This is a genomic window from Sphingobacterium sp. UBA6320, assembly GCF_002440335.1.
In the GTDB taxonomy this organism is placed as follows: domain Bacteria; phylum Bacteroidota; class Bacteroidia; order Sphingobacteriales; family Sphingobacteriaceae; genus Sphingobacterium.
In genome coordinates, this window is sequence record NZ_DJTA01000002.1 from 38,640 (window position 1) to 51,118 (window position 12,479).

Sequence of the window (12,479 nt, forward strand, 5' to 3'; positions counted from 1 at the left end):
AAAGTTCAAAACAATTTTATCGATTTAGCACTTTGTAAACAAGCCTTTACAATTCATTTCATATTTTAAACGCTCAAGCTTGTTCTGTCAAATTAAAATATAAGACACAAAAAAATAGGCTTACAAAATTGTAAGCCTATTTTTTTGTGTATCACAGTATTTATTCTAAGCCAAATTGCTTTTTATAATTATTTTCAAGCTGCTCGACTTCTTGTTGTAATTTTGTCTCTTTGGTCTGAGACAAAATACTCTTATAAACACCCAATGTCCTTAGCGCTGTTTGAATATTTGCATATTCTAACTCTGTTTTCGTCTGTGCAATAGCATTATAATATGCCATATTTTGCTTTAAGAATACGAGATTGCGATTGACAATATCAGTTGCTTTTTGAGTTTCTCCAACACTATACAAGATATTGATGATCGGAGTATAATTTAAAGCATCACGCATTAAGAAAACACGTTTTGGCATTTTTTCATAAGCCAGTAAAGCGACTTCTTTTGCTTCTTTGTCTTTTCCTTGCTCCATCAACTGAGTGGCGGTACTTCCCAATATGGAATTGGTAATTAACCCAATCATACGATAAGACTCTGGATCTAGGTATGGTGAAGTCGCCATATTGCCCCAACTATATTTTTTGGTAATAGCAGTATAAGCAGCATCTGCGTTTACTAGAGAACCTTCATTCTCTTTTGCCACCTGCACAGGCATCAATCGGTAGGCAAAACCTTCTTGTACTAAATACTTATCTAATCCTAAATAGTTATCATTTGGCACTGTTGCAGCAAAATAAATAGGCCTTTTCCAGTTGTTATTTGCCAAAATAGATAAGATCGACAATTCTGCACGAGTCACATAGTTTTTGTTATAGGTCCATGCCAAAGTATCAGGAATTGAACTTTCCCATTCTTTTGGTACTGTTTTATTTTGAATGACCGCATTTCGATCTACCGCTAATGCTAGATTTTTCGTTGGTAAGAAGTTTTCAAACTCACCAGAATTCAACTGCGCTTTATTTTTAGGGTCATCCGATAGCATAATCTGCAATACTAAATTCAGATCAACATGTCCAGGTACTTGAACATCTTGGTAATACATGACGTCGCGGACACCTTTTTTGAATTTCTCTTTTTCAATATTAATCGGTAAGGCATCTGCATCATTAACTTTTTGTTGCATTTGAGCCATATACCAATCTGCACTTAATAAGCTTAAGTTGACGACACGTACATCTGTACGTACACCTTCCACCTCTTGTACATACCATAATGGATAGGTATCGTTATCACCGTAGGTGAACAATATCGCATTCGGAGCACATGACTCTAAATAATCCTTAGCAAGATCACGAGCTGTTAACTTATGGGAACGATCGTGATCATCCCAATTTTCCTTAGCCAATAAAACGGGAGCTGCTAATAGACAAACTACCGTCGTCAAACTTGCAGCAGTCTTTGGATTCATTTTCTTACCCAAGAAATCTGCTATTGCAAATACACCCAAGCCAATCCATATCGCAAATGCGTAAAACGATCCTGCATACGCATAGTCACGTTCACGTGGTTGTAATGGACTTTGATTTAAATATAATACAATCGCCAATCCTGTAAAGAAAAAGAGAAGCCCGACAACACCCGCGTCTTTTTGCCTTTTCCCAAAGTGCCAGAATGCACCAATCAGTCCAATGATTAATGGTAAAAAGAAATATTTATTGTTTGATGGGTCTGTATTCAATGAATCAGGAAGTGCATCCTGTCCACCGACCAACATCTGATCTATAGGCTTAATACCCGAAATCCAATTTCCTTCTGTATAAGTACCGTGACCTTGTTGATCATTTTGACGACCAGCAAAATTCCATAGGAAATAACGTCCGTACATATGTCCAATCTGATAATTTAAGAAGAATTTTAGGTTATCACCAAAAGTTGGGGACTGTCCCTCTCCTAATCTTAAATAATCTTGATAATACCCTGGGTGTCCATCTCTATTACTATATACACGTGGGAATAGAACTTCTTTATCATACTGATAAGTAGACCCTGTCTGGATCTTCGTATACTTATCTTTATCTTTTCGGTATGAATAAGTGGGTTCTACACCTGTGATTTTAGAATCAAAGTTAGGCCCTTTAAATAAAGGTTCACTGGCATATTGTTCACGACCTAAATAACTTAAAAATGTAAAAGCATTTTCAGGATCACTATTATTTAAGGTTGGATTTGCTTTTGCACGAATCATAATCATAGCAAAAGAACTGTAACCAAAAATAATAAACGAGGCACTGATCAATACGATATTTAAAATCGGTTTCACTTTTTTGACTGAAAACCAGATACCGTAAGCTAATAATGCCACTAATAAAACAACAAAAAATGTAAATCCCGTTCCAAATCCCAGTCCTAAGGTATTCACAAAGAATAAATCGAAATAAGCGGCAAACTTAACCGAATATTGAATGATACCCCATAAAATAACTGCCAGTACGACAACACCTAATAAGAAGGATTGAATTGCTCCTTTACTCGTAATTGTTTTGGCTCTTTTAAAGTAAATCACCAATGCAATTGCCGGTATGACCAGTAAGTTCAATAAGTGAACACCAATTGACAGACCCATCACATAAGCAATCAGAATCAACCAACGATCCGCTCCTGGCTCATCTGCATGGTTTTCCCATTTCAAAATGCCCCAAAAAACAACTGCTGTACATAACGATGACATCGCATATACTTCGGATTCAACTGCCGAGAACCAAAATGTATCTGAAAAGGCATAAGCTAATGCTCCTACCAAACCCGATCCAAATATTTTGATCAGATCTACACTTGTATATTCTCCGTCTATAGATTTTGTGACCACTTTACGCGCTAATGCTGTAATGGTCCAAAACAAAAACAGAATAGTGATACCGCTACATACACCAGATCCCACATTCATCCAAAAAGCGATACGTGTTACATCTCCACCCGCAAGGTTTGAGAATATATTTTGAATCATCAAAAACAAGGGAGCACCTGGTTGATGAACGACCTGCATTTTATATGCGGAGGCAATAAACTCGCCACAGTCCCACCAACTCGTTGACCTTTCAGCGGTTAACATATAAGTGACCGTAGCAATAATTGCACACGTCCACCCTAAAACATTGTTAATTTTAGTATAGTTCATAAATTATACTGTATAAAGATTATAATACGTTCCGAAAATAAGGATATTTAATAAGAAACGAATAAATTATATTTTTTTATCCAGTAAAAGTCAAATTTGTTACCGTGACATCTGTCTCAAAATTCGGCTTCAAATCCTTCTTGAAAATAAATTTTAAAATTATCAGCCTGAAAATCAATCAAAATGGATTTAATGATACTTTTTTATTTGCAGAAATGAAAAAGCACCGTATATTTGCATCATCAAAAGTGACCAACACGCTTCCATAGTGTTACTCTTTTGAGCATGTTTGCCCGATAGTATAAGGGTAGTACGACAGTTTTTGGTACTGTTTGTCTTGGTTCGAATCCAGGTCGGGCAACATTTAAAAAGGCTTACTTCGGTAAGCCTTTTTTTGTTTTAACACTTTTGCAAATTGATCCGCAAACGTCCAACTTACTCACAAAACAATTCGCCATATATTCCGCATAAGTAACCGCTTTCATTACTTATCCTCCTTCCTATTTTAGGATCTTAAATTTATAGAGCAATTTGTATTCACATTGCTATTTTTATTTTATTTATGATGCGTTTATAAATATAGGTTCAAACTTATCGAAAGAAGTATATTTAAAGTGCTGCAACATATTGCCTGAGAGGATAGACTATCCATCATATAGCATGGCGATCGAACCCATACAGAACTTACGCTTCACAGACGGAACATGACTTCACTTTTTTATTAAAAAGATACTTCCAAATAATTATAAAAACTGAATAACCTCATGTGGATTATATCCAATATATAATGTACGGGGAGCGAAAATTTATATCCGTAAGATTTTGACGATTGAAACTAGGTGTCGGCACAACGCAATCAGTACGCAAGTGGGTCATATACTTTTTTATGCTCATAATGAGGCAGTATTTAAATTTTTGACATTTTTTTTTGATTGAGATTTTGAAATTAAAAACATTTATCTAACTTTGCACCATCGAAAGGATAAGGGCGGTTGCAATATCAAACAAATCTTTAAGATAGATTGCTCGATAGTATAAGGGTAGTACGACAGTTTTTGGTACTGTTTGTCTTGGTTCGAATCCAGGTCGAGCAACTTTAAAAAAGAAAGAAATGGATTGTTATCAAAAACAATCCTTTTTTTTTAAGTCATTAGAAAGTAATTGGCAACATACAAACAGAAAATTCTATTCTAATCCACTATATCAAAAATAAAAAACCATGCCTTTGCAATTCAACACGGTTAAGTTATTCGCCGGTTCTGGCACTACAGAATTAGCAGAAAAAATCGCTTCTTCCTATGGGAAACCTCTTGGAGATAAAACGTTAGCTCGTTTTAGCGATGGAGAAATCCAGCCTTTTTACAATGAGTCTGTTCGTGGTAGCGACGTATTTATCGTTCAATCGACCAATCAGCCAACAGATAATTTATTTGAATTATTGTTGATGATTGATGCTGCAAAGCGTGCTTCAGCACATTACATTACCGCAGTGGTTCCTTATTTTGGCTTCGCACGTCAAGACCGTAAAGATAAACCTCGTGTGGCTATCGGTGCTAAAATGATTGCTAATTTAATTACTGCTGCAGGTGCACACCGCATCATGACCATGGATCTACACGCTGCTCAAATCCAAGGCTTCTTCGATATCCCTGTTGATCACTTAGATGGTTCAATTATCTTTGTCCCTTACATCAAATCACTGAATCTTCCTAACTTGACGATTGCATCTCCAGACATGGGTGGTTCTTACCGCGCTCGTACATTTGCAAAATTCTTTAATGCAGAAGTGATCATCTGTGACAAACGTCGTAAACGTGCTAATGAAATTGAGTCGATGTCTATCATTGGCGATGTAACTGGTCAGGACGTAGTTTTGATCGATGACATTTGCGATACGGCTGGCACATTATCAAAAGCGGCGGCATTGATTATGGAAAGTGGAGCCAAATCTGTTAGAGCGGTTTGTACACATGCTGTATTATCAGGTAAAGCATACGAAACTATTGAAAATTCGGTATTATCAGAAATGATTGTTACAGATACGATTCAATTAGATCCAGAAAAAATGAAACTTTCCACTAAAATCAGAGTGTTATCTACTGCTGAATTATTTGGAAAAGCAATTAAAAATGTCAATCAACACGGTTCAATTTCTGATTTATTCGAGGTTGAATAATCATTCTGTTGACCATTAATGATATAACATGACCTTTCTCTTTTGCAGAGAAAGGTTTTTTTATTTATAATAATAGCTATCAACCTATTATTATAAATAAAAATACATATCTTTGCACCTCAAAATTTAATCAAATTAAAGATGAAATCAATTGCTATTAGCGGTTCTGTAAGACAGAACGTAGGGAAAAGAGATTCAAAAGAATTGCGTTACGTAGGTAATGTTCCTGCAGTTCTTTATGGTGGTTCTACACAAACACACCTTTCTGTATCCGCAGCTGATTTGAAAGCAGTTCTTTACACTCCAGAGGTTGTCTTCATTGACTTAAACCTTGATGGAAAAACTGTAAAAGCTATCGTTCAAGACGCTCAATTCCACCCATTAACTGACTTAGTTACTCATATTGACTTTTTAGAGTTAAATGACGAGAAAGAAGTTACAATAAATATTCCTGTAAAATTAACTGGAACTTCTCCAGGTGTTAAATTAGGGGGTAAATTAGTTCAAAAATTACGTAAATTACGTGTTAAAGCTTTACCTGGTGACTTACCTCAAGAAATTGAAGTTCCTATGGAATCTTTGGAAGTTGGTAAATCTTTCCGCGTTGCTCAAGTAGTTTTAGAAAACGCTAAAGTATTAAACAATTCTGACGATACTATCGTATCTGTTATTATGTCACGTGCTTTACGTCAAGCAGAACAAGAAGCTGCGAAAGCAACTAAAGGTGGTAAAAAATAATCTTTCCAGATTTATTAAACAGCTTTTAAAAGGCATCGATCATTCGATGCCTTTTTTGTTAAGAAAAGTTTAGCAAATTAATTATTAACACCTTCTTAACATTGGGTTCATGACGAATTAACAGTGTATCATTACTTTTGAAAACATCTTAAAGTCTCGACTTGTTTTATAAAAGTAATGAAAAAGCACATTTTTGGATATCCACAGCTCTTCTTATTCTCCATCCTTGTTTTGACTCAAAGCTGCGCTGATGCGGATCATGCCATCAAAATGAAAGGTTCAGACACCGAGGTCAATTTAGCTGTAAATCTTGCAGAGGAATTTTCAAAAGAGAATGCTGATTTTAGTATTGCCATCTCTGGAGGAGGCTCTGGTCTGGGCATCACTGCGCTACTCAATGGGCAAGCTGATATTGCAAACTCTTCTCGCCCTTTAACGGAAGACGAAATAAACCTATTTAAACAGAAGAACATTCCTTTGCGAACGGTTGTCTTTGCCGAGGATGCAACCGCATTTGTCGTCAATAAAGATAATCCCCTTGAAGCGATCAACTTAAAAGATTTAGCAGAAATTTTAGATGGAACACAAGATTCATGGTCAAAATTATCAAATAATAAATCGCCCATTACTATCTATGGTAGACAAAGTAGCTCTGGAACATACTCTTTTGTCAAGAAAAAATTAAAAATTACTTTTAGTCAGGCTGCTAAAGAAATGACGGGTAATTCCCAGATTTTGGAAAGTGTAAAATTGGATAAATCCGGTATCGGATATGTCGGTGCAGGTTATATCTCGCAAAATACCAATGTCCAACAAGGTATCAAGGTTTTAAAAATTATTGATAACACGAATACGGCAGTTTCTCCATTGGATCAAGAGGCTATTCGTCAAAATCGCTATTATTTCCAGCGTCCATTATTCCAATTTATTCCCGAAAAGTCTTGGAAAAAGGTAGAACCCTTTATTTCATTTGAAAAAAATGCTAAGGGCAAAAATCTAATCGAAGCATCAGGGTATTATGTTATTCACTAATATAGGTTATGAAGTATAAAAATAGAATTGTAATTGATCGTGTTGCACAACACACCTTCAAGCTGACAGGATATTTGGTATTGGCACTTCTGGGTGGAATCTTCGGGATGTTATTATATAACGCCATCTCCTTCTTTTTGGAGGTTAAACCCTTTGATTTTCTAACTGGCCGTGAATGGAATCCCACAGCTGCTACTCCGACCTACGGTATCTTACCCCTGATCGTCAGTACGACAATCGTTGCATTTGGTGCTATGGTAATTGCTATTCCTCTGGGTATTGGAACAGCAGCTTACATCTCAGAATATGCAAGTCCAAAGGTTAAAAACATATTAAAACCTTTAATCGAGATGTTGGCTGCCATACCATCTGTTGTCATCGGTTTTTTAGGCATTGTATTGGTGGGACCAAAAATCGCGGAACTTACGGATCTACCTAATGGGTTAAATGCTTTAAACGGTTCTTTATTACTTGCGATCATGGCATTGCCAACTATTATTACCATATCTGAAGATGCCATACATGCCATCCCCAAAACCTATCGTGAAGGGAGTTATGCTTTGGGTGCCAGTAAATGGGAAACGTTAATTAAAATCACGATTCCAGCTGCTGCTCCAGGTATAATTGCTGCAGTTATGTTGGGGCTGGGACGTGCGATCGGCGAAACGATGACCGTATTAATGGCAACGGGAAACGCGGCACTTTTTCCGCAAGACTTTTTTGACTCGGTCAAGACCATCACAGCAACTATTGCCATTGAAATGGGCGAAGTACCTTATCAGACGACACATTACTTTGCTTTATTTGCTATTGCGATCGTCTTATTCTTTATGACTTTAATTGCCAATTTGGTTGGTGAATATTTTATTAATCGTTTTAGAAAATATCATGCGGCTTAATTTTAAAAAAATAACTCCTGTTATTGAATGGGGATCACTACTGCTCTCAACGGGATTGGTATGCTTTTTCTTAATTGTCATCCTATACGAAATTTTCTCAAAGGGATGGTCTTCCTTGTCCTGGTCTTTCATCAGCGAATTACCTACAGACGGCATGACAAAGGGGGGCGTGCTCTCTCCGATTATCGGAACTGTTATTTTAACGTTAATCACAGCTCTATTTTCTATTCCATTTGGCGTTTGCTGCGCAATCTATTTAAATGAATATGCTAAGAATACTTGGTTGACGCGCACCATTAGAGCTTCAATCCGTAACCTATCGGGTGTTCCCTCTATTATTTATGGTTTATTTGGATTAGCATTATTTGTACAGGGCTTACACTTCGGAACATCGCTCCTATCTGCAGGATTGACGCTGGGTCTTCTATCATTACCCTATATCATCACGACAACAGAAGAAGCATTACTCCGTATTCCGGCCAGTATGCGCGAGGCTGCTCTCGCTGTAGGAGCGACAAAATTTGAATCCATTAAAGATGTTGTTTTACCTGCATCATTACCTGGTATATTGACTGGTGTTGTCTTGACATTATCTCGAGCTGCTGGAGAAACTGCTCCCATTTTATTTACAGGTGTTGCATTTTATATCACAGATGTTTCTGTCAATACCAGTCAAGAGTTTATGGCTTTACCATACCATCTTTACATGCTATCGACGCAACATCAATCTATTGAAGAAGTTCGTCCATTAGCGTATGGAACTGCACTCGTACTGATCATGGTGGTTTTCTTAATGAATTTAACCGCTTTCTACATTCGTTATAAATACAGAAAAAATGACCAATAATTTATATACCAAAGACCTGAATATCTGGTTTGGTTCTAAACATGTTTTAAAGGGAATTGATATTGAATTTCCTGAAAAAAAAGTCACTGCTTTAATTGGCCCTTCTGGATGCGGCAAAAGTACTTTGCTGCGATCGTTTAATCGTATGCACGACCTGGTGCCAGATGCCAGAATTGAAGGAATGGTAAGTATTGACGGTCAGAATATCTACCAAAAAGGGATATCTGTGACGGATATCCGCAAAAGAATCGGTATGGTTTTCCAAAAGGCAAATCCATTCCCAAAAAGTATACAGGAAAATATCGCCTACGGATTAAAGTTGAATAATTTGGATGCAAGCCCTGCTGTGATTCAAAAGGCTTTGGAGGAGGTATATCTTTGGGATGAAGTGAAAGATGATCTTAAGAAACCAGCAACCCGATTATCCGGCGGACAACAACAACGTTTATGTATCGCCCGTGCAGTTGCACTTCGACCTGATGTTATTTTAATGGATGAACCCTGCTCGGCTTTAGATCCGATTAGTACGTTGAAAATTGAAGAACTGATCCATCAGTTAAAGGATCAATATACCATTGTCATCGTTACTCATAATATGCAACAGGCACAGCGTGTCGCTGATAAAACGATCTTTATGTACCTGGGTGAAGTCAAAGAAGAGGGTGCTACGATCGATATCTTTAACAATCCGCAGCACGAGATCACGAAAAACTACATTAAAGGTCACTTTGGATAAGGAAGCAGTTAATCGTTGTTATTTTACCAGTTAAAGCATAGCAGGTCTATTGTATTTGAAAAGGTTTCCTTATTTTTGCAGGCTAAGTATTAAACAATGAATTATCTTATCGTAGGATTAGGCAATATCGGAAGAGAATATGCCGACACGCGTCATAATATTGGTTTCATGGTTGCTGATCAACTGGTGAAAGAGGCCAATGCTTCTTTTTCAACGTTAAAACTGGCTGCCTACTCCGAGTTCAAGCAGCGTGGACATAACGTGTATGTGATCAAACCCACGACTTATATGAATTTAAGTGGTAAGGCCATGAATTATTACATGCAACTGCTAAAGGTACCTATCGAAAACACATTAGTGATTGTCGACGATCTGGCTATTCCATTTGGTTCATTAAGGATTAAACCTAAAGGTTCGGCTGCGGGGCATAATGGATTAAAATCAATTGAAGCTTTATGCGGCGGACAAACTTATCCTCGTCTCCGTTTTGGAATTGGTGATAATTATCCAAAAGGCAGGCAAATTGATTATGTCTTAGGTCCATTTGATCCTGAGGAACAGAAAGAACTTCCACGCCTGATCGACCACGCAGTAAAAATGATCCATAGTTTTGTCCATATCGGGATTGAGCTGACGATGACAAATTTAAATACAAAATAAAGAAGGAAGCCGTTAAACAGATTAACGGCTTCCTTCTTTATGAGGCCGCCATCCCAAAAAAGCGCAAACGTTTGATATCGGAAAGCGTCATTTTAAGTTAAAATGATTTTCTACCTTTAAAGGAACTAATATCAATCAAAAACCGAATAAAGCATGTTTTATATCAAAAAAACAAAGCAAAAATGTCTTTCCATTATAGCCATTTTATTGCTTTCGTATCAACTAGAAGCACAGGAATCACGCTTTGCGATCATACCCAAACCTAGCGAGATGATTGCACAAAATGGCGAGTTTTCTTTAAATCCCCAGACGCTGATCTACATAAATAAGGAAAATCGTTCTGAAATACAGGAATTTGTAAAATTGATTAAAACCGCAACAGGATTTGATCTTAAAATCGAACAAGAAAATGCCCGTAAAAAAGGAATTCACTTTGTTCTTGATCAGCAATTAAAAAACGTACCGCAAGAAGGGTACACATTGGATATTAAATCGGATAACATCATTGTTAAAGCTGCATCTGCGACTGGTCTGTACTATGCGACACAAACGTTGAGGCAACTGTTACCTAGTACAATTGAAAAGCAATCTATCGTCCAGAATGGCCTATGGACTGTTCCAAATCTGTCGATTACAGATGCTCCGAGGTACCATTGGCGCGGATATATGCAGGATGCAAGCCGTACATTTTATAGTGTAGATGTGATCAAAAAATACTTGGATGTCATGGCGCTCTATAAAATGAATACTTTCCACTGGCACTTGACTGACGATCAAGGCTGGCGCATTGAAATCAAAAAGTATCCCAAATTAACATCCGAGAAAGCGACTGTTTTCCACCACACCACCCATCAACCTGCCGAACGCAGCGGATTCTACACGCAGGAACAAATTAAAGAGGTAGTTGCTTATGCCAAAGCACGCCACATCACGATTGTCCCTGAAATTGATGTACCCGGACACTCTTGGCCTAATATTTTGGTATATCCGGAATTGGGAGTTAATCAGAACAGTTACCCTAATCATGTGTTTCCATTTGTTTCTTCATGGGGATATTGGGGCAATCAATTTACTCCCAACACATTAGATCCCACTAAAGAAATTGTTTACCAATTTCTTGACGATGTGTTTACTGAGGTTGTAGGACTATTTCCTGGACAATATATTCACTTTGGTGGTGATGAAGTTCGCCACGATCTGTGGGAAAAGGAACCTCATGTCACGGATTTCATGAAAAAAAATAATCTTAAAACAGTTACCGAATTACAGAGTTATTTTGTCAAGCGTGTATCTCATATCATCAGCAGCAAAGGCCGAAAACCAATGGGATGGAATGATATTCTGGTGGATGCTAAAAATCTACCGAAAGAAACTGCTATCATGAGTTGGTTAGGTGCGGATGCTATTAAGCAAGCTGTGAAAAATGGATTTGAAAGCGTGGCAACTCCTACTGCACCTATGTATTTTGATATCACACAAGCTGACCGGGATGATGGGACGATGAGCGATCTTGCTTATGGCAATATCAATACCATAGCACGTGTTTATCAATATGACCCCAGTCAGGGTCTCAGTCCAGAAGAGGAAAAGCTGATTTTAGGTGTTCAAGCAAATCAATGGACAGCTCTTCCACAAGAGGTGAAGGATATGAATGTACAAAATTTCCCTCGGTTACTTGCTGTTGCTGAAACAGGATGGACAGCTCAAAGTAAAAAAGACTTTAGTGATTTTTCTCTTCGTTTGGATCAACATTATGATCGATTGGATGAATTGAAAGTTGATTATTATAAAAACGGGGGATATACTGTAGCAAAATGGAGTCCCGCTACAGTTACTGAGCAGTTTAAAGAAATGACAATTGATGTGACTAAAAAGGTGTATACTACAGGCCGCGTGCAAGCTGGTTTCTTTTTTACAGGTGGAAAAAACTTTTTAGAGATCGATGGTGTCGAACTATTGGAGAATGGAAAAGTCATCGCCGTAGATGATCACCATGCATTAGCTGATAAATTTAGAGGTACCAATAAAATCAAGCCTTTTTTCTACAATTTTGAAGTTAAACAATACCATCCAAATGCAACATATACAATTAGGGCTCTAGTCAGAAGTGTTGGCGGTACGGATTCAAATGGAAATTTTACATTCAATCTGAGTCCCTATCAACCCTTTACCGTATCTGAACCAAGATAAAAGTCTGAAAAAAACTAAAAAAGCTCTAA

9 protein-coding genes and 1 tRNA gene are annotated in these 12,479 nt (G+C 37.4%); 9 read left to right on the forward strand and 1 reads right to left on the reverse strand.

Features of this window, described 5'->3' with window-relative positions:
- Positions 1 to 160: 160 nt before the first annotated feature.
- Positions 161 to 3,172 (reverse strand): DUF2723 domain-containing protein, encoded by a 3,012-nt coding sequence (locus tag B3P23_RS00530; protein WP_293923576.1) that lies wholly within the window; start codon positions 3,170 to 3,172, stop codon positions 161 to 163.
- A gap of 290 nt (positions 3,173 to 3,462) precedes the next feature.
- On the opposite strand from B3P23_RS00530, the gene B3P23_RS00535 reads away from it, so the two are divergent.
- The 9 genes from B3P23_RS00535 to B3P23_RS00575 all read left to right on the forward strand — a co-directional run bounded on the left by B3P23_RS00535 (position 3,463) and on the right by B3P23_RS00575 (position 12,450).
- A tRNA-Gln gene (locus tag B3P23_RS00535) sits at positions 3,463 to 3,533 on the forward strand.
- An 858-nt stretch (positions 3,534 to 4,391) separates the two neighbouring features.
- Complete coding sequence (locus B3P23_RS00540; RefSeq protein ID WP_045753802.1) at positions 4,392 to 5,348, forward strand: ribose-phosphate pyrophosphokinase; 957 nt, start codon at positions 4,392 to 4,394, stop codon at positions 5,346 to 5,348.
- Positions 5,349 to 5,489: 141 nt separating this feature from the next.
- The gene (locus B3P23_RS00545) at positions 5,490 to 6,086 is read left to right on the forward strand and encodes a 50S ribosomal protein L25/general stress protein Ctc (RefSeq protein WP_045753801.1); all 597 of its coding nucleotides are present in this window, start codon (positions 5,490 to 5,492) and stop codon (positions 6,084 to 6,086) included.
- Between the two features lie 177 nt (positions 6,087 to 6,263).
- A complete protein-coding gene (locus B3P23_RS00550; protein ID WP_045753800.1) occupies positions 6,264 to 7,118 on the forward strand; it encodes a substrate-binding domain-containing protein in 855 nt (284 codons plus the stop codon).
- 8 nt (positions 7,119 to 7,126) lie between these two features.
- Positions 7,127 to 8,017, forward strand: a complete 891-nt coding sequence (gene pstC / locus B3P23_RS00555; RefSeq protein WP_045753799.1) for a phosphate ABC transporter permease subunit PstC — start codon at positions 7,127 to 7,129, stop codon at positions 8,015 to 8,017.
- A complete protein-coding gene (pstA, locus tag B3P23_RS00560; RefSeq protein ID WP_293923581.1) occupies positions 8,007 to 8,864 on the forward strand; it encodes a phosphate ABC transporter permease PstA in 858 nt (285 codons plus the stop codon). Before pstC ends, pstA begins: the two co-directional genes overlap by 11 nt.
- Positions 8,854 to 9,600, forward strand: coding sequence for a phosphate ABC transporter ATP-binding protein PstB (pstB, locus tag B3P23_RS00565; RefSeq protein WP_045753798.1), 747 nt, complete (start codon positions 8,854 to 8,856; stop codon positions 9,598 to 9,600). The genes pstA and pstB overlap by 11 nt, the downstream gene beginning before the upstream one ends.
- A 96-nt stretch (positions 9,601 to 9,696) precedes the next feature.
- A complete protein-coding gene (pth, locus tag B3P23_RS00570; protein ID WP_293923583.1) occupies positions 9,697 to 10,260 on the forward strand; it encodes an aminoacyl-tRNA hydrolase in 564 nt (187 codons plus the stop codon).
- Positions 10,261 to 10,413: 153 nt separating this feature from the next.
- On the forward strand, positions 10,414 to 12,450 hold the full coding sequence (locus B3P23_RS00575; RefSeq protein ID WP_293923585.1) for a beta-N-acetylhexosaminidase: 2,037 nt from the start codon (positions 10,414 to 10,416) through the stop codon (positions 12,448 to 12,450).
- The last annotated feature ends 29 nt before the right edge of the window (positions 12,451 to 12,479 follow it).